The sequence below is a fragment of the Brevundimonas sp. genome (genome assembly GCF_032107865.1).
Lineage (GTDB): Bacteria > Pseudomonadota > Alphaproteobacteria > Caulobacterales > Caulobacteraceae > Brevundimonas.
On record NZ_DAMCNG010000041.1, the window covers coordinates 1 to 17,147 of the forward strand.

The 17,147-nt window shown below is 66.4% G+C and carries 16 protein-coding genes and 1 tRNA gene; 6 read left to right on the plus strand and 11 right to left on the minus strand.

From position 1 onward, the window contains the following. The 6 genes from RT567_RS05725 to RT567_RS05750 form a co-directional block, all read right to left on the minus strand. The coding region (locus RT567_RS05725; RefSeq protein WP_313574957.1) for an FAD-dependent oxidoreductase at positions 1-257 on the minus strand (257 nt) is incomplete at its 3' end. A 35-nt stretch (positions 258-292) separates the two neighbouring features. Continuing rightward, entirely contained in the window at positions 293-1,027 is a 735-nt protein-coding gene (gene hutC, locus RT567_RS05730) for a histidine utilization repressor (protein WP_313574959.1), read from the minus strand. An 89-nt stretch (positions 1,028-1,116) separates the two neighbouring features. Beyond that, positions 1,117-1,842 (minus strand): PepSY domain-containing protein, encoded by a 726-nt coding sequence (locus RT567_RS05735; protein ID WP_313574961.1) that lies wholly within the window; start codon positions 1,840-1,842, stop codon positions 1,117-1,119. Between the two features lie 9 nt (positions 1,843-1,851). Then, positions 1,852-2,469, minus strand: a complete 618-nt coding sequence (locus tag RT567_RS05740) for a hypothetical protein (RefSeq protein WP_409516148.1) — start codon at positions 2,467-2,469, stop codon at positions 1,852-1,854. A gap of 174 nt (positions 2,470-2,643) precedes the next feature. Beyond that, positions 2,644-5,325: a TonB-dependent receptor domain-containing protein gene (locus tag RT567_RS05745; protein ID WP_313574964.1), complete on the minus strand. Its 2,682-nt coding sequence runs from the start codon at positions 5,323-5,325 to the stop codon at positions 2,644-2,646. 434 nt (positions 5,326-5,759) lie between these two features. Next, on the minus strand, positions 5,760-6,188 hold the full coding sequence (locus RT567_RS05750) for a GNAT family N-acetyltransferase (protein WP_313574966.1): 429 nt from the start codon (positions 6,186-6,188) through the stop codon (positions 5,760-5,762). A gap of 324 nt (positions 6,189-6,512) precedes the next feature. On the opposite strand from RT567_RS05750, the gene RT567_RS05755 reads away from it, so the two are divergent. Beyond that, positions 6,513-9,785 carry an amidohydrolase family protein gene (locus RT567_RS05755; RefSeq protein WP_313574968.1) on the plus strand — a complete coding sequence of 1,091 codons (3,273 nt, stop codon included), beginning with the start codon at positions 6,513-6,515 and terminating at the stop codon, positions 9,783-9,785. A 286-nt stretch (positions 9,786-10,071) separates the two neighbouring features. On the opposite strand, the gene RT567_RS05760 is transcribed toward RT567_RS05755, so the two are convergent. The 4 genes from RT567_RS05760 to RT567_RS05775 all read right to left on the minus strand — a co-directional run bounded on the left by RT567_RS05760 (position 10,072) and on the right by RT567_RS05775 (position 13,568). Further along, positions 10,072-10,740 (minus strand): DedA family protein, encoded by a 669-nt coding sequence (locus RT567_RS05760; protein WP_125902080.1) that lies wholly within the window; start codon positions 10,738-10,740, stop codon positions 10,072-10,074. A 121-nt stretch (positions 10,741-10,861) separates the two neighbouring features. Continuing rightward, positions 10,862-11,476 carry a hypothetical protein gene (locus RT567_RS05765; protein WP_313574969.1) on the minus strand — a complete coding sequence of 205 codons (615 nt, stop codon included), beginning with the start codon at positions 11,474-11,476 and terminating at the stop codon, positions 10,862-10,864. Positions 11,477-11,519: 43 nt separating this feature from the next. After that, positions 11,520-12,011 (minus strand): peptide-methionine (R)-S-oxide reductase MsrB, encoded by a 492-nt coding sequence (gene msrB / locus RT567_RS05770; RefSeq protein ID WP_313574971.1) that lies wholly within the window; start codon positions 12,009-12,011, stop codon positions 11,520-11,522. 72 nt (positions 12,012-12,083) lie between these two features. Beyond that, positions 12,084-13,568 (minus strand): hypothetical protein, encoded by a 1,485-nt coding sequence (locus RT567_RS05775; protein WP_313574973.1) that lies wholly within the window; start codon positions 13,566-13,568, stop codon positions 12,084-12,086. A 186-nt stretch (positions 13,569-13,754) separates the two neighbouring features. Here RT567_RS05775 and RT567_RS05780 point away from each other — a divergent pair, with 186 nt between their 5' ends. Beyond that, positions 13,755-14,159, plus strand: coding sequence for a DUF805 domain-containing protein (locus RT567_RS05780; RefSeq protein WP_313574974.1), 405 nt, complete (start codon positions 13,755-13,757; stop codon positions 14,157-14,159). Here the strand turns inward: RT567_RS05780 and lipB are convergent. Then, positions 14,135-14,851 (minus strand): lipoyl(octanoyl) transferase LipB, encoded by a 717-nt coding sequence (gene lipB, locus RT567_RS05785; RefSeq protein ID WP_313574975.1) that lies wholly within the window; start codon positions 14,849-14,851, stop codon positions 14,135-14,137. The two genes, RT567_RS05780 and lipB, sit on opposite strands and share 25 nt — an antisense overlap. Positions 14,852-14,916: 65 nt before the next feature. On the opposite strand from lipB, the gene RT567_RS05790 reads away from it, so the two are divergent. The 4 genes from RT567_RS05790 to RT567_RS05805 form a co-directional block, all read left to right on the plus strand. Further along, positions 14,917-15,168 carry a FliM/FliN family flagellar motor switch protein gene (locus RT567_RS05790; RefSeq protein WP_003164329.1) on the plus strand — a complete coding sequence of 84 codons (252 nt, stop codon included), beginning with the start codon at positions 14,917-14,919 and terminating at the stop codon, positions 15,166-15,168. A gap of 107 nt (positions 15,169-15,275) precedes the next feature. Further along, positions 15,276-15,360 (plus strand) — tRNA-Leu (locus RT567_RS05795). A 62-nt stretch (positions 15,361-15,422) separates the two neighbouring features. Beyond that, positions 15,423-16,841 carry a magnesium transporter gene (mgtE, locus tag RT567_RS05800; protein WP_313574976.1) on the plus strand — a complete coding sequence of 473 codons (1,419 nt, stop codon included), beginning with the start codon at positions 15,423-15,425 and terminating at the stop codon, positions 16,839-16,841. Between the two features lie 39 nt (positions 16,842-16,880). After that, positions 16,881-17,147: glycoside hydrolase family protein (locus RT567_RS05805; RefSeq protein WP_409516149.1), on the plus strand; the 267-nt coding region annotated here is incomplete at its 3' end.

Sequence of the window (17,147 nt, forward strand, 5' to 3'; positions counted from 1 at the left end):
ACGCCGGTGCGCAGGGCGATATTCTGCTCGGCGTAGAAGCTCTCGGGGCGCAGCAGCAGGTCTTCCAGACCCGCCTCCCCCTTCAGCCAGGCCTTGGACAGGGGCGGTCGCTGATAGGGCGGCGCCGTCTCCTGCCCCGCCAGGACGATCTCGCCCTCGAACCCATACTGCCTCAGCAGCGCCGCCGCCGAGCCCCCCGCGTGTCCCGCGCCGATGATCACTACCTTGGACGGCAAAGCCGAGCCATCAGCCGACATGGCCCTCTCCTCTATACTCATATGTCTTGCCGCCGTTACACCCCGACGGGAACCGCCGGATCAGGCTCGGAGGGCGCAAATCTCGCGCCCAGGTCATAGGCCTCGCCGGGGAAGGTCAGCCGCACGAAGGTGATGCCCTCGGCCCGCCGCCAGGTGCGACGCTCCAGCGACAGGCAAGCCGCCGACGGCTCGACGCCCAGCGTCGCCGCCGTCGCCCGCGACACGTTCACGGCGCTGATCTTGTGTTCGGCCTCGGTCCAAGGGACTTTTTCAAGCAGCCAGGTGCCGGGCGGAATCTCGTCGAACGCCGCATCCCTGGCCTGAGGAACCGAGGTCAGGCAGATCACCCGCTCCTCCAGGGCAAAGGCGCGGCCGCTGCCCTTGTGCAGGCAGCGCAGCTCGATCACCTCGCCCGATGCAGTCAGTCCCAGTTCGCTGGCGTCGCGCCGGTGGGCGGCGCGGACCTTCCGCAGCAGCAGCTCATAGTCATAGGGCTCGCCGCGCTTCTGGATCTCCGCCTGGATGTCGGGAATGTCCAGCAACACCGAGTGAATGCGCGGCCGCGCGACGAAGGAGCCGAACCGCTTGCGCCGAACGATCATGCCCCGCTCGGCCAGCGGGGCCAGGGCCTTGCTGACCGTCATGCGCGAACAGTCGTAGTCGGCCATCAACTCATGCTCGAAAGGGATGCGGAACCCCGGCGGCCACTCGCCCGACAGAATGCGCTCGGCGATATCGGACCGGATGCGCCGGTGAAGCGGACTGTCCATGCGCCCCTCCCAAGGTCATGGCGGCCTTCCTCAGGCTCTAAGTCATGAAAAGGCCGGGGCGCCGCCACGGACGCCCCGGCCTTTGGTCGTCAGCGGCGACGCCGCTCCTGCAGCCACTCAATGCCGTCGTGTAGATAGGCGAAGTCCTGTCTGCGGAAGGCCTGGAACAGCATGATGAAGCCGCTCAGCGCCAGCCACAAGCAGCCGGTGGCGATGATGATGATGAGCGGGTGGTTGAAGCTCTGACGGTCCGTGTAGTCCATGATGTGGATCATCCAGAACACGTCCCACAGCCGCCAGGTGTTGGTCTTGGCCCCCGCCAGCTCGCCGGTGGCGGCGTTCAGGATGAAGGTCGAGCGCTCCTTGTCCGCGAACTCGACCCGCCAGGCCGGCAGGGCGAAGTCGCGGGTCTCCAGCGTCGGTTTCTCGACCCGCGTGACCGAGGTGATCGCGGCCGCGCCGTTGAAGGCCGCCGTCGCCAGGGTCTTGGCCCGCTCGGCGTCGATGACCACAGGCGCGGCGCTGACCGGATCGACCAGCTTCACCCCCTCGGCGGTCGTCGCCGCGAAGACCCACTGGTCCTGCAGCGGACGCAGTTCGATCTGCGATACGGGCGCGCCCACCGCCTGTGACACCTGAGCCAGGGACAGCACCTGGGTCGGCGCAGGCGTCGGCTTCACCTCGGCCAGAACGTGCCCGCCCGTCACCTTGTGGTGGTCGATCATGGCCATGACGGCGCCGCTGATGGCCCACAGCAGGAGCTGGATCCCCAGGACCAGCCCAAACCACTTATGAAGTCTGCGAAGTAGAAACATCGATGGTCCTCACGCAGCGGCTTTTTTGCGCACGCGGCGCTTGCGGCGGAAACTGAAGATCAAGAGCCAGGCGCCCGACAGGGACGTCGCCACCATCATCCAGGTCGCGACCTTGAGCAGGGCGTTGTTCATGTTGTCGCGGGTCTCGTAGTCCATGATGTGGAGCATCCAGAAGAAGTCGAAGCCTCTCCACAGGTCATGGCGCCGGGACAGCAACTCTCCGGTGTGCGGCGAGAGGTAGAGGGTCGGCTTCCACATGCCCTCGAACTCGACGCGCCAGATCGGCGCGGCGCGGCCCCGGATCTCGCCGGGAATTTCCGCCAGAAGCTCGGCCTTCACGATCGCGCCTTCGGGGGCGTAGATCTGCTCGGCGCGCTGACGGGCGCCGGCTTCGTCAATCAGGGGCAGCTTCTGGCCGGAGCGGGCGTCGAACAGCGCCTGCCCCCTGGCGTCAGCCATAATATAGAGCGGCTGGCCCAACTGCTGGACCAGGCGCAGGCTCCTCGCCTGGTCGGCGCCCTGCAAGATGACCGACGGCTCCACCAGCCCGTCTGTCGCGATCGGCCTGGCGTCCGGCGTCCGGATCAGGTGGTCGCCGTGGATGATGTCGATATGGATAGCGGTCATGTAAAGACCGCTCACGATCCAGAACAGGGCCTGGACGCCCATGATGAGCGAAAACCACTTGTGGGTTCTACGCGCCAATAGAGGCCAGCGTATCATTTTATACTCACGGGTTGTGAGAGACGGTTGCGTCAGGCAGCGCTCTAGAACACGCGCCTGACGCACCTCACATCGGTTTTAGTTGAACTGATACGTCAGGCGGACATACCCGCGACGGCCCAGCAGATCGTAGGTCATCGTGTCGGTGTTGCCGTCGGTCCAGCTCTGGATGAACGGGGCCTTCTTGTCGAACAGGTTGTCGATGCCGAAGGCCACGTCGACGTTGTCGTTCACCCGGTAGGAGAACTGGGCGTTGTGGTAGAAGACAGCGTCCGTCTGATAGCCGATGTCGCCCGGCGCGGCGTTGAAGTCCGTCGCCTCGCCGATCATCTGGATCGAATAGGTTCCGGCCCAGCGCTCATCCATGACCGTCAGGCTGGCGTTCGAGCGCCAGTGCGGATAGCCGCCGTTGCCGCCGCCGATATGACCGTCGAAGATGATCGGATCGCCGCCCTCGAAGGGGGTGATGACGTATTCGTCCAGATAGGTGGTGTTCCAGTCCAGGCTGGCGCGACGCTGGCCGATGTCGAAGGCGTAGCGCACCCCGATGTCCACGCCCTTCATCGTCTCCAGACCCGTGTTGGTGGGCTGGGCCGACAGATAGTTGACCTCGCCCGTCAGCGGGTTGCGGGTGAAGCTGTCCGGCTTGCAGAACGGGTGGTCCATGTTCGGCGTCGCATAGCAGATCGCCAGCTTGGTCGAGCCCGGGATGGAACGGATGGCGTCCTCGACCTTGATGTCGAAATAGTCGGCCGTCAGCGTCAAGCCGCTGATCTGCGTCGGCTGCCACACCAGGCCCAGGGTCAGGGTCTCGGTGCTTTCCGGTTGCAGCATCTCATTGCCGCCGACCGTCGTCAGGATGCTGTTGCCCATCTGGACATAGCCCGCCGGCACGCCCGAGGCGGCGCAGTTGGCGATCAGGACGGCGTCGCCGCTCGTGCTGTAGCGGCTGCACGGATCGGTCGTGGTCAGATTGCCCTCGGCCACGCCGCCGTACAGTTCCGGCACGCTGGGAATACGGAAGCCCGTGCCATAGGTGGCGCGCAGACGCAGGCTGTCGACCACCGACCAGTTCAGACCCAGCTTGTAGGTGGTGTTGCCGCCGAACAGATCATAGTCCGAGTAGCGGACAGCCGCATCCAGATCGAGACGCTGCACGAACGGCAGGTCGCTCAACAGCGGGGCCGACAGTTCGACATAGGCTTCCTTGGCCTTGGTCTCGCCCGCAATCGGATCCTGCTGATTGGTGTTGGAGATGCCCAAAACCGTCAGGGCGTCGGGATCGCGCCAGCCCTTCTCTTCGCGATAGACCAGGCCCGCCGCCATCGCCAGGGCGCCGGCGGGCAGTTCCATGACCGTGCCGCTGACGTCGAAGGTGAGGCTCTTCTGCTCGTTCCCGCCGGTGTCGCGCGAGTTGAACAGAATGTAGTTCAGTACGTCCTGATTGACGTCGCCCATGCCCAGATAGTCGCCGCACGGCACGGCGGCGCCCGGCGTCGGGCTGCACAGCGAGGTGTTCAGCGTATCGCCCAGCCGTTGCAGGTTGACGATGTTGGTCATGCCGTCGACGCCGGTGTTGCGGCCCCAGTTGGCCGAGGCTTCCCAGGTCCAGTCGCCGGCGATGTCGCCGCGCGCGCCGCCGACGAAGCGGTAGGTGTCCGTTTCCTGGAAGAACTGACGCTGGCCCGGCTCGACCAGCAGACGGCGGATCAACAGCAGATCCTGGCCGGTCGGGTTGGTCGGATGATCGGCCGCAATGCGGATGTCGCGCAGGGCGCCCGGCGCCGCCATCTGGCTGCTCTCGCGGTGGGTGAAGAACAGCTCGCCGAACAGGCTGACCTTGTCGGTCAGTTGATAGTCGGCCAGCACGGCGGTGCTGAAGCGCTCGATCGGCGATGAGGCGTTCAGATAGCCGTTAGAGTTGTGGTTGTGCTTGGCCGGATCATACGGCTCGTAGAAGTTCCCGTCCCCGCCCGGCGTCTGGTTGAAGTTGATCATCTGCCCGTTCGGCAGAACCGCGCGGCCGCCCGGCGTCGTGGCGCTGGAGATGCAGGTCAGGGCGCCGTTGACCTCGCCCAGACCGCACGGCGCGCGGCTGGCCAGGTTGACCTCTTCGGACTTCTGATAGGTCAGGGCGGCGGTGACGCTGCCCCGGTCGTTCTTGATGCCCCACAGGACGTCGAAGGTCACATCCTGACCGTCGCCTTCGTCGGTGATGCCGTACTTGCCCGACACCTTCAGGCCTTCATAGCCGTTGACGGTGATGATGTTCACCACCCCGGCCACGGCGTCCGCGCCGTAAATGGCCGAGGCCCCGTCCTTCAGCACGTCCATGCGCGCGATGATCGGGGTCGGGATCATGTTCAGGTCAGGGGCGCTGTTGGCGCCGGTGCCGCCGTTGACGACGCGACGACCGTTGATCAGCGTCAGGGTCCGGTTGATGCCCAGGCCGCGCAGGTTCACCTGCGCCGTGCCGTAGCCGTTGCCGGTCCAGTAGGAGTTCGTCTGATTGCCCGCTGCGCCGGCCGACGCCGGCAGGCGCTGCAGCAGGGTCTCGACGTTTGTGATGCCCGTGCGCTCGATATCCTCGCCCGTCACGACCGTGGCGGGGCCGACCCCGCTGATGTCCTGACGTTTGATCCGGCTGCCGGTGACGACGATGTCGTCAACATTCGTCACATCGACTTCCTGAGCCGACGCCGCCCCGCCGTACATCGTCGCGGCGACAGCCGCCCCCGCCAACAAAAGCCTCTTTTTCATCGTCCCCATGCCTTCCCGCTTAGGTATTCGCGCAGAACCTCGAGCCCTGACTGCGACGGAACCTGTGCGGGAGGCGTCTTGAGCGTCAAGTCATGTATATACATATGACAGCTCAAAAATCGGCAATATTTATGCTGTTTTATATAAAAATCAGCATAAATATCGTTCAAATTAATCCAAAAATATAACGTACCGCTAACTCGCCTCGAAAGGCGGGCCGGACATGACTATTTTCCGTTGCTCCAAATGATCATGCACTTTAAACAGTGCCGTAGATTATTTCATATTTATACTTGAGAAACGGCAATACGCAGCCGAACGCCTTACCCCTCAAAACAATGTGGGGATAAGCACCATGTTTTCGGAAACGCTCAAAAGAACGTCACAAGATCGAATCCTGCGAAGGCTCTGCTTCACCGTTCAGCGTCGGCGGATCACGCCAGGCCGCGCGCCAGGATCATGTCTTCGTATTCACGCCCGCCCACGCTGAAGCGCCGCCGGCCAAGCCCGACAAATCCGGCGCGGGCATAGAAGGCCAAGGCTCTCTGGTTTTGCGCATAGACGCCCAACAGCAATCGCTGCGCGCCCCGACGTCGCGCCTCGTCCTGCGCTGTCGCCATCAAGGCACGGCCCAATCCCCCGCCCTGGAATCGGCTCAGGGCGTAGATCCGCTTCAACTCCAGATCGTCTTCGCGAACCTCGACCTCGGGAAGCTGCGGCTTGTCCAGCAACGCATAGCCGATGGGCGCGCCATGTTCGACCTGAGCCAGCCACGCCGCCGCCCCGGCCTTCAGTCGGTCCGCGTAATAGCCGGAGGCATGCGCGACGCTGCAATGCGAAACGATGGCCGCGCCGTCCAGCACCCCTGCGAACGTTTCAAGAAAGGTCGCCGCCCCGATCAAGGCCAAGGCTTCGGCGTCATCAGCCTGCGCACCAACAATCGTCCAAGCCGACGCACTCACTCTGAACTCCATTGTTCATCGCTCCATACAGAGCGTCCGCGAGAAGCTCCGTCAGTTGAAGCGTGACAGCAAGACGACGAAATCGCGCAGGCGCTCGCCGCCTCCCGCGCGACAAGACGCCGAAGATTATTCGGCCTTTGCGTCATTATCCCGACTGGTCAACCCAGTCCGCGCGCCGCTAGCTTCGCCCCATCCAAGTTTGTCTGAGGGGCTGAGGGGCTTTTCATGAAGCGTATTCTGATGACCACCGCCGCGGCGTTGACCGTGGCCTTTCCGGCGTTCGCCCAAACTCCCGCAGCAAGCGGGGCCGAAGCGGCGCCGAAATGGGACGTGCAGAACCCCATCGGCGCCCAGCGCGACGTCAACATCAATGTCGACGAAGGCACCTGGATGGCGCTGGACGTCAGCCCCGACGGGCGCGAGATCATCTTCGACCTGCTGGGCGACATCTATGTGATGCCGATCGGCGGCGGCGAAGCCCGCCCCATCGCCTCGGGCGTGGCCTGGGACATGCAGCCGCGCTATTCGCCGGACGGCCGCTTCATCGCCTTCACCTCGGACCGCGCCGGCGGCGACAACCTGTGGGTCATGGACCGCGACGGCTCCAACCCGCGCCAGGTGTCCAGCGAGACCTTCCGCCTGCTGAACTCCCCCGCCTGGACGCCGGACAGCCAGTTCGTCGTCGGGCGCAAGCACTTCACCTCCTCACGTTCGCTGGGCGCGGGCGAGATGTGGATGTACCACCGCTCGGGCGGCGGCAGCGGCGTGCAACTGACCGAGCGCCGCACCCAGCAGAAGGACACGGGCGAGCCCGCCTTCTCGCCCGACGGCCGCTACATGTACTTCAGCGACGAATCCACGCCGGGCGGCGTCTTTGAATATTCCAAGGATCCGAACACCCAGCTGTATGTGATCCGTCGCCTGGATCGCGAGACGGGCGAGATCAAGCCCTTCGTCACCGGGCCGGGCGGCTCGGTGCGCCCCACCCCGTCGCCGGACGGCAAGTCGCTCGCCTTCGTGCGCCGCGACCGTTACCAGTCGACGCTCTACGTCATGGACCTGGAGTCCGGGCGTGAGACGCCGATCTATGACGCCCTGGATCGCGACATGCAGGAGACCTGGGCCATCCACGGCGTCTATCCGGGCTTCGCCTGGACGCCGGATAACGGCTCCATCGTCATCTGGGCCGGCGGCAAGATCCGCCGCATCGACGTGACCTCCAAGGCCATCAGCGACGTGCCCTTCCGCGTCACCGACACCCGCCGGGTGCAGGAAACCGCTCGCTTCCCCGTCGACGTGGCTCCGGCCCAGTTCGACGTGAAGATGATCCGCTGGGCGCAGACATCGCCGGACGGCTCCAAGGTGGTGTTCGAAGCCCTGGGCAACCTGTGGGTCCGCGATCTGCGCAACGGCGTGGCTGGAACGCCGCGCCGCCTGACGCGCCAGAGCGACCATTTCGAGCTGTATCCGTCCTGGTCGCGTGACGGCCGCTCCATCGTCTACACGACCTGGAACGACGAAAACCTGGGCTCCATCCGCGTGGTTCCGGTCGCGGGCGGCGAAGGCCGCACCATCACGACCAACCCCGGCCACTATCTGGAGCCGCGCTTCTCGCCGGACGGCCAGACGATCGTCTATCGCACCTCCAGCGACGGCTATCTGCGCTCGGCCATGTGGAGCCGCGAACCGGGCATCTACCGCGTCTCCGTGCGCGGCGGCGAGCCGGTCAAGATCACCGATTCCGGCGCCAACCCGCAGTTCGGCGCCAGCAACGACCGCATCTTCCTGAGCGCCCGCGACGGCGAGAAGCGCGTCCTGAAGTCCGTCAACCTGTCGGGCGAGGACGAGCGCACCCACCTGAGCAGCGAATGGGCGGCCGAGTTCTCGATCTCGCCTGACGAGCGGTGGATCGCCTGGACCGAGCGCTTCAACGCCTATGTCGCCCCCTTCGTCCCGACCGGCCGTCCGATCACCGTCGGCGCCGACGCCAAGGCCCTGCCGCAGACGCGCGTCACCCGCGACGCCGGCGAATGGCTGCACTGGTCGGGCGATTCCAGCCGCCTGCAGTGGTCGATGGGCCCGGAGCTGTTCTCGCGTCCGCTGAGCGAAAGCTTCGCCTTCATGGACGGCGCGCCGGCTGACCTGCCCAAGCCCGCCGAGCATGGCGTCAAGATCGGCTTCAGCGCCGACTACGCCCGCCCCAGCGGCGTCACCGTCCTATCGGGCGCCCGCCTGATCACCATGAAGGGCGAGGAAGTCATCGAGGACGGCGTCGTCGTCATCAACGGCAACCGCATCGAGGCCATCGGCCCGCGCGGCTCGGTGACGGTTCCGGCCGGCGCCCGCGTCATGGACATGGCCGGCAAGACCATCATCCCCGGCCTGGTGGACGCCCACTGGCACGGCCGCATGGGTTCGGACGAGATCATCCCGCAGCAGAGCTGGGTGAACTACGCCGCCCTGGCCTTCGGGGTGACGACGCTGCACGACCCGTCGAACGACAACAGCGAGATCTTCGCCCACAGCGAACTGGCCAAGGCTGGGCGCGTGGTGGCGCCGCGCATCTTCTCGACCGGCACCATCCTGTACGGGGCGGCCACGCCGACCACCGCCGTGGTCAACAACCTGGACGACGCCCGCTCGCACCTGCGCCGGATGCAGGCCATCGGCGCCTGGAGCGTGAAGAGCTACAACCAGCCCCGCCGCGACCAGCGCCAGCAGATCATGCAGGCCGCCCGCGAGCTGGGCATGATGGTCGTGCCGGAAGGCGGCTCGCTGTACCACGCCAACATGAGCATGCTGGTCGACGGCCACACCACCATCGAGCACTCGGTGCCGGTGGAGCGGATGTACGACGACGCCGTGCAACTGTGGTCGCAGACGGGGACGGCCTACACCCCGACCCTGATCGTCGGCTTCGGCGGCGCCTGGGGCGAGAACCACTGGTACGAGACGACCGACGTCTGGAAGGATCCGATCCTGACCCAGTACGTGCCGCGCCGCATTCTGGATTCGCGTTCGCGTCGTCCGGTGAAGACCCCGCAGGAGGAGCTGAACCACATCTCCATCGCGCGTGAGTCCAAGCGGCTGATGGACCAGGGCGTGTCGGTCCAGATCGGCGCCCACGGCCAACGTGAGGGCCTCGGCGCCCACTGGGAGCTGTGGATGTTCGAACAGGGCGGCATGAGCGCCCATGAATCCCTGCGTGTCGGCACCATCAACGGCGCCCGCGCCCTGGGCATGGACAAGGACATCGGCTCGCTGGAAGTCGGCAAGCTGGCCGACCTGGTCGTGCTGAACGCCAATCCGCTCGAGAACCTGCGGGACTCGACCAAGATCGGCTACACCATGATCAACGGCCGTCTATTCGATAACCACATGAACGAGGTCGGCGGCGCTGAGCGCAAGCCGTTCTGGTTCGAGAGCGAAGACGGCCAGGCCTGGAGCGCCTCGGGCACGGCCTCGGCCGCCGAGACCCACAGCCACACCCACGACTGATCCCGCCGCAGGGCGAGAACGCGAAAGGGCCCGGCATCCGCCGGGCCCTTTTTCGTGGCGACTCAGTTGGTCCTAAGTGTTGGTCGTCGCCTTTCATTCCCGCTCATCCCGGCGGACGCCGGGATCCAGTGAGTGAGCCAAACCATGGCCTAACCGCTGAACCAGGTACTCTGAAGCCAAAGCACTGGATCCCGGCGTCCGCCGGGATGACCGGAGGCAGGCGGTGTGAAAGCCCGAGGGTGACGAAAGATAGAAATCTCGCGCAAGCGCGAACGGGGCGAGGGTGTTACTCCCCCAGCCCGCGCACAGAAGCTTCCAGCAACGCATTGCGTCGCGCCGCGCGGCCCTTCAGCCAGCGCATGGCCAGCACCAGCGCCAACACCACCGCGCCGAAGGCCAGCAGCCACAGCGTCGGATTGTGCGCCTCGCTCATCATCTCCAGCTTGGCCAGGCCCTTGGCGGCCAGATAGCCGGGCGCCAGCATGGCCAGCACCCAGACGAAGGCCGAGCTGACATTGGCGATCTGGAAGACACGCTGGCGCATCTGCAGCACGCCCACCATCACCGGCACGAAGGCGCGCAGCGGGCCGAAGAAGCGGCCGATGAAGATGGAGGCCACGCCGTAGCGGCGGCAGTACAGGCGCGTCCAGGCCAGCTTGCGGCGGTGCGGCACCAGCAGGTGGTGGCGCAGCACGCGCGTGCCCAGGCGCCGACCGATCCAATAAGAGATGGCGTCGCCCATGACCGCGCCGATGACGCAGCCGCCGATGACGGTGAAGGGGTCCAGCACGCCTGCGGCCACAAGCCCACCCGCCGCGACCAGCAACCCTGTCGCCGGCACGAAGGCGCCGATGACGACCAGAGACTCAAAGAAGGTCACGACGCCGAGGATCACGCCGGCCCACATGGCGTTGCGGGCGATGAAGTCGGCGGCCGAGGTAAGCAAACTGTCCATACTGATCCTTTGCCCGAGGGCATATGGGATCAGCACATAGAAAGGGAATGCGGCGATGCGACGCCAAAGGGGAAAAAGCGCGCGCCGTGACCCTCAGGCCGCACTTCGGCCGCCCAACACCCTATCGCGTGGCGTCGTCAGGCGTCTCACGACGCTCGTCATCCAGTTCGAAAGGACGAATTCGACCGGCGCGCTCACGCGGGCTGCGTACGCCCCAGGGCCCCGGCACGGCGCCGTAGGCGTCGCGCCAGCCGTAGCCGTCCAGACCGTAGCGTCCCGCGCCAAAGCCATAGGGTCCGTAGCCATAACCGTAGGCCCAGGGCGCATTCTTCGTCTGGCTGAAGCTCAGGTTCAGCGTGCCGCTCTCGCCCAGCGGCAAAGAGACCGCCGCGCCGAAGTCCTTGTAACCGCCGGTGCCGATCCCGGCGCTGACCTGGCCGTGCATCTTGCGCGGCGCGGCCTCTTCCCAGGCGTCGGTCCAGGTCTCGACGGGCGGCGCATCGGCCTTGCGCTCGCCGATCCAGCGGGAAATCTGCTCTTCCGTCGTCAGACCATGCGGCGCCGCCGTCTGAAGCGTCACGGCGGGCGAGGCGTCGCCGACCGTCGCAGCCAATGCATCGGCGCTCGCCGTCGGCACGGCGCCCGGACCGGCGCGCGGCGCCGTCGACACCACGCCTTCGGGATCGCTGCTCGCCAGCAAGAGGGAGGCGGCCATGAGTTCGATCAGCATACGCATCTACTCCCGTTCACACGCACCCTAACCTCAAATGCGGCCAAGGTCAGGCCGTCCCGTCGTCGCGCCCCAGAGGATCAGGCAAAGCCTCTCCCTCGGCCACGAAACTGAGCGCGACCGAGTTGATGCAGTAGCGCAGGCCCGTCGGCGGCGGGCCGTCGGGGAAGACGTGCCCCTGATGGCTGTCGCAGCGGGCGCAGCGCGTCTCGACCCGCACCATGCCGTAGCTGTCGTCGCGTACGGCGCGAACGTGAGCCGGATCGACAGGTTCGGTGAAGCTGGGCCAGCCGGTGCCGCTCTCGAACTTGGTTCCCGAACGGAACAGGGGCAGGCCGCATTCGCGGCAGCAGAAGACCCCTGCCCGTTTTTCACCCAGCAGGGTTCCGCAGAAGGGCGCCTCGGTGCCGTGGGCCAGAAGCACGCGCTTCTCTTCCGGCGAAAGATCGGCTTCCAGCGCCACGCGCTGGCTGTCGGTCGGCGGCGTCAGGTCATAGCCGGAGGCGGAGCGCATCGGAGCGGCGGATTCGGTCTGGGTCATGATCTCAAAATAGGAAGGGCCGGACGGTCGTTCCACCGTCCGGCCCTCAATAGCCCGAGATGATCGTTCCGATCAGGCGCCGAACAGACCGTTCACCCAGGTCCGCACGGCCGCTTCGTCGGTCGCGTCGCCGGCATAGGCCAGGGCGCCGGCCGGGGCGTAGGGCGCGTTGTTGCCGCGCTGGCGCGTCGTCCAGGCCTTATGGCCATAGCTGAGGTCGGCGTAGTTGGACGGCAGACGCAGGGTCGTCGGCTCGATGAAGATGGTGTCCTCGGCCGTGGTCGAGCCGGCGATGCGCACGTTCGGCAGGCGGCTCAGCAGGTCCAGCGTGTCCAGGCAGCCGCCCGAGCAGCCGGCGTCGACCAGCACGACCACCTGGCCCTGAACCGGGTTGGCGGCGCCGGTGTCCGGGGTCGCCGGGCGGCCCGGCATGACGAAGGTCGGCTGACCGGCGGCGATGGCGCTGTCGAATGCGGCGACGATGGCCTGGGTCTGCTCGATCACCGCGCCCGATTCCTGGACGAAGCGCGGGTCGGACACCATGCGGTTCAGGGTGTCGGCGAACCACTGACGGTTGGCGGCGGTGGCGCGATAGGTGATCTGGCCGGCTTCAGGCTGGCGGCTGACGGTGAACTCCGGCGACCAGATGCGGTTAGCCAGGCCATAGCCGCGCGTGGTGGCGTTGAGCGACGAACCGTTGGCGCCGCGCAGGTCCAGCACAAAGCCCTGCGGCCCGCGAATGGCGGCGGACTGGGCTTCGATCTGGGCGAAGAAGGCGTCCCAGGCGGCGTCATCGGCCAGGGAGTGGACGTTGACCCACGGGCGGCCGTTCACCGTCTCGACCGACAGCGGCGCGCCCGACGGCGTATAGACCGAGGCGCGATAGGCGGCTTCCAGGTTCTGGGCCGTGGCCGGTTGCGGCGACAGGGTGAAGTCGCGGGTGCGGCGGCCGACCTGGAATTCGCAGGTGCCAGGCACGCCCGTCGTCATCGGGTTATTGCGGTTCCACAGCAGATAGGGGGCGCTGCGGACACGCCCGGCTTCGGTCGTCAGATCGCCCTCGAACTGGTCCAGCTTGGCCTTGGCAAGGTCTTCGATCGGCTCGGCGTTGCAGCTCTTGAGCACGGCCCCCAGCGGCGGCGCGCCGCGCACGCCCGGCTGAACATAGGAGACGACATACTGGCCGTTGCGCCAGGCCGTGGCCACGCCCGGCCAGCTGGTGGCGAAGAACGGACCCAGGCCCTCATAGGTCGGCCGGGCGGCGATGTTCGAATCGCGGAAACCGTTGGCGTACCAGCGCAGCAGATAGGCGTGGCTGTCGCCGCTGTTGACCTGACCGGCCTTGGCCTGCGCCTGCTGCAAGCCGGCGTCCAGCCAGGCGCGGAAAGGAGCGCTGGCGTCGCCCGGCACCACGACGGCGGGGTGGTTGTCGCGCAGGGCCGTGTGCATGGCCTGAAGATCCTGCCGCGCCAGATCGCTGAAATTCTGGGCCGAAGCTGCCGAGGCGGCGAAGCTCAGGGCCAGTACGGCCGCCGAAGCGGAAAGCAGGCGTTGCATGAGGGTTTCTCCCAGTCCGTTCACAGTGCGGGTTGGTCGTGTTTTAGACCCATTAACGGCGCCGTCGCCACCCCTGTGACGAAATTGCACCGCTTTCTGGACCTCGACGTTTACGCGCGCCTGTTTCCCGACTAGGCCGTGGTTTCCGCAGGCGCAAAACGCGCCGAAACGCTGCGTGCCCCCAGAATGACCGCCCTGGCTGATCTATTTTTGAACTCCACGGGACGCATCGGTCGAATTCGCTTCTTGGCGGGCGCAGCCTGCCTGGTCGGCGCCTGGGTCGCCGCAGACATCCTTCTGCGAACGCCGGGCTGGCTTCACGCCCTGATCGCCGCCGCCCTGCTCTACGGCGGTTTCTGCGTCCTGTCCCAACGCCTGCATGATCGAGGCCGTTCGGGTTGGTGGAGCGGGCCGATTCTGCTGGCCTTCGCCCTGGCCTGGCCGCAACCGCTGACGATTCTGGATTGGGTCGCAGCCGCCGCCCTCGCCCTCGTCGCCTTCGATCTGGCGGTCCTGCCGGGTCAGAAGGCGTTCAACCGCTACGGCGCCGCGCCCGGCGCCCGACTTCAGAGCGGCGCGACGCCCGGCTGAACCGGCCCGAACACCTGCTGGAAGGACGACCTCAGCGCATCGTCCGCCTCGTCCATCGTCGCCAGCACGCCCAGATCGACCAGGCTGGTCACGCCGTGCTCGGTGATGCCGCACGGCACGATGCCGCCGAAATGGTCCAGGTTCGGCTCCACGTTCAGGCTGATGCCGTGGAAGCTGACCCATTTGCGGACCTTGACGCCGATGGCGGCGATCTTGTCCTCGCGGCTCCAGCCCGCGCCCTTGCGCTCGACCCAGACGCCGACGCGGCTCTCGCGCATCCCGGCTTCGACGCCGAAACGATCCAGGGCGCCGATGATCCAGTCCTCCAGGCCGTGGACGAAGCCGCGCACGTCCTTGCCCCGCCTGTTCAGGTCCAGCATCACATAGGCCACGCGCTGGCCCGGCCCGTGATAGGTGAACTGCCCGCCCCGTCCCGTCCGGTGCACCGGAAAGCGGTCGGGCGCCAGCAGGTCGTCGTCCTTGGCCGAGACCCCGGCGGTATAGAGCGGCGGGTGCTCCAGCAGCCAGACCAGTTCCTCGGCCTCTCCGGCGGCGATGGCGGCGACGCGCGCCTCCATGGCGGCCTCGGCGGCGGGGTAGTCGACATAGCCGGACGACAGCGCCCATTCGACGGGACGGCCGTCCTCGCGAAACAGGCGGCGTTGTGAAGAGTTTAACGGGTCGGCAAGCATGATGCCCTCAATGTGGGGCCTAACGCGGCGGCGCAAGGGCCGCCCGTTGATTTGCGAGTACCGTCTTGAGCCAGATCGAAGCCGTCGATGTCGAGATTTCGGTCGTGCTGGGCCGTTCGGTCCTGCCGATGCAGCAACTGCTGCGCATGGGCCGCGGCGCGGTGATCCCGCTGGACGCCTCGGAAAAGGACGAGGTCTGGATCCTGGCCAACAACCATCCGGTCGCGCGCGGCGAGATCGAGATTCGCGACGACCGCATCGCCATCACGGTGACGCGCCCCGCGGATGTCTATGACTTCATGGCCGGAGCCGCCTGAGCCATCCCTCGCCTGTCAGGAGAAGGAATTGCGCCTCTCTCCGCTATTTCCGCAAAACGCTCTTTTCTTTCCGTCGGCTCTCCGCTATTGCCCGCCCTCCGATGCGAGCGGTCGTGGCGGAATTGGTAGACGCGCAGCGTTGAGGTCGCTGTGGGGCAACCCGTGGAAGTTCGAGTCTTCTCGACCGCACCATCTGATCTGACAGGGCGAATCTCGGCTAGATAGGCTGAAATCATCACAGAGGAGGCAGATACGTGACCCACACGGACTTTGCCCCTCTGCGCCCCGAAGACCCTCATCTCGAAGACGAAGATCACGCCGCCCTGGGTGAAGACTACGCCCTGACGGCGGCCTTCGTCGAAAAGGTCGTGGACGCCGCGGACGACGGCGACGGCATGCGGCTGCGCGGCCTGCTGGAAGACCTGCACCCCGCCGACGTCGCTGACCTGATGGGCTTCCTGACCGCCGAGCATCGCTCGGTCGTGGTCCAGTGGCTGCCGCCCGAACTGTTGGCGGAATCCCTGCCCGAGATGGACGACGGCATCCGCGAGAAGGTGCTGGAGCGCGTCCCCTCGGCCACCCTGGCCGAAGCCCTGCAGGAACTGGATTCGGACGACGCCGCCTCGGTCGTCGAAGACCTTGAGGATGATCAGCGCGAGCGCGTGCTGGCCGCCATGCCCGAGGTCGAGCGCGCCGCCATCGAATCCTCGCTGGGCTATGCGGAGGATTCGGCAGGCCGTCTGATGCAGCGCGAATTCATGGCCGCGCCGCAATTCTGGAACGTCGGCGACACCATCGACCACGTGCGCGCCCAGGGCGACGACCTGCCCGAGCTGTTCTTCGACATCTATGTGGTCGATCCGATGAACCGGCCCGTCGGCGGCGTCGCCATCAGCCGCATGCTGCGCAGCCCGCGCGCCACGCCCCTGATCGAGCTGATGGAGCCGGTCAACGCCATCGAGGTGGACGTCGACCAGGAAGAGGTCGCCTACATCTTCGAGAAATATCACCTGATCTCGGCGCCCGTGGTCGACACGGGCGGGCGGCTGGTCGGCCAGTTGACCGTCGATGACGTGGTCAACATCATTCAGGAAGAGAACCGCGAGGACATCCTGCGCCTGGCCGGCGTCGCCGACGAGGACCGGTCGTCCAGCGTGTTCGAGATCGTGCGCGGCCGCGTGCCCTGGCTGGGCATCAACCTGTTCACCGCCATGCTGGGCGCCAGCGTCATCGCCCTGTTCGAAGGCACCATCCAGCAGATCGTGGCCCTGGCCGTGCTGATGCCCATCGTCTCGGCCATCGGCGGCAATGCAGGGACGCAGGCCCTGACCGTCACCGTGCGCGCCTTGGCGACGCGCGAGCTGAACGCCTCCAACGCCCTCAGAACCTTCTGGCGCGAGATGGCCGTCGGCCTGGCCAACGGCTTCGTCCTGGCGCCGCTGATCGGTCTGGCGGCGGGCTTCTGGTTCCAGGACTGGCGCATCGGCGCGGTCATCGCGGCGGCCATGATCCTGAACCTGCTGGTCGCCGCCAGCGTCGGCGTGCTGACCCCGCTGACCCTGTCGAAGCTGAAGTTCGACCCGGCGGTGTCCTCGGCCGTGTTCGTAACGGCGACGACCGACTTCTTCGGCTTCCTGATCTTCCTCGGTCTGGCGACCATCGTCCTGCTGTAAATCTGACCTGAAACGGCCCCGCCGATTTCGGAACGAGGCTTGCTCCGTCCCGATCAGGGCGAGAACGCCCGTTTCGAATTGGGTCAATCCGTGTCCGCAGCCGCGCCGCAACGCCGCAAGGTCTCTCGAGAAGGCCTTGTGCTGATCAAGAGCTTCGAGGGCTTCCGCCCGCGCACCGTGCTGCGCCGCGACGGCACCCCCGTCATCGGCTACGGCCACGCGCGTTCGGCCCGCCCCGGCGCCGTGGTCAGCGAAGCCGAGGCCGAACTGCTGCTGCAATACGACCTGATGCCGATCGTCGCCCTG

What these genes read in the sequence shown, in the direction of transcription:
- RT567_RS05755 (WP_313574968.1), top strand. Translation starts at nt 6,513, where the DNA reads ATGAAGCGTATTCTGATGACCACCGCCGCGGCGTTGACCGTGGCCTTT.
- hutC (WP_313574959.1), bottom strand. Translation starts at nt 1,027, where the DNA reads ATGGACAGTCCGCTTCACCGGCGCATCCGGTCCGATATCGCCGAGCGC.
- RT567_RS05775 (WP_313574973.1), bottom strand. Translation starts at nt 13,568, where the DNA reads ATGCAACGCCTGCTTTCCGCTTCGGCGGCCGTACTGGCCCTGAGCTTC.
- lipB (WP_313574975.1), bottom strand. Translation starts at nt 14,851, where the DNA reads ATGCTTGCCGACCCGTTAAACTCTTCACAACGCCGCCTGTTTCGCGAG.
- RT567_RS05765 (WP_313574969.1), bottom strand. Translation starts at nt 11,476, where the DNA reads ATGCGTATGCTGATCGAACTCATGGCCGCCTCCCTCTTGCTGGCGAGC.
- RT567_RS05745 (WP_313574964.1), bottom strand. Translation starts at nt 5,325, where the DNA reads ATGAAAAAGAGGCTTTTGTTGGCGGGGGCGGCTGTCGCCGCGACGATG.
- RT567_RS05780 (WP_313574974.1), top strand. Translation starts at nt 13,755, where the DNA reads ATGACCGCCCTGGCTGATCTATTTTTGAACTCCACGGGACGCATCGGT.
- RT567_RS05760 (WP_125902080.1), bottom strand. Translation starts at nt 10,740, where the DNA reads ATGGACAGTTTGCTTACCTCGGCCGCCGACTTCATCGCCCGCAACGCC.
- RT567_RS05740 (WP_409516148.1), bottom strand. Translation starts at nt 2,469, where the DNA reads ATGACCGCTATCCATATCGACATCATCCACGGCGACCACCTGATCCGG.
- msrB (WP_313574971.1), bottom strand. Translation starts at nt 12,011, where the DNA reads ATGACCCAGACCGAATCCGCCGCTCCGATGCGCTCCGCCTCCGGCTAT.
- RT567_RS05735 (WP_313574961.1), bottom strand. Translation starts at nt 1,842, where the DNA reads ATGTTTCTACTTCGCAGACTTCATAAGTGGTTTGGGCTGGTCCTGGGG.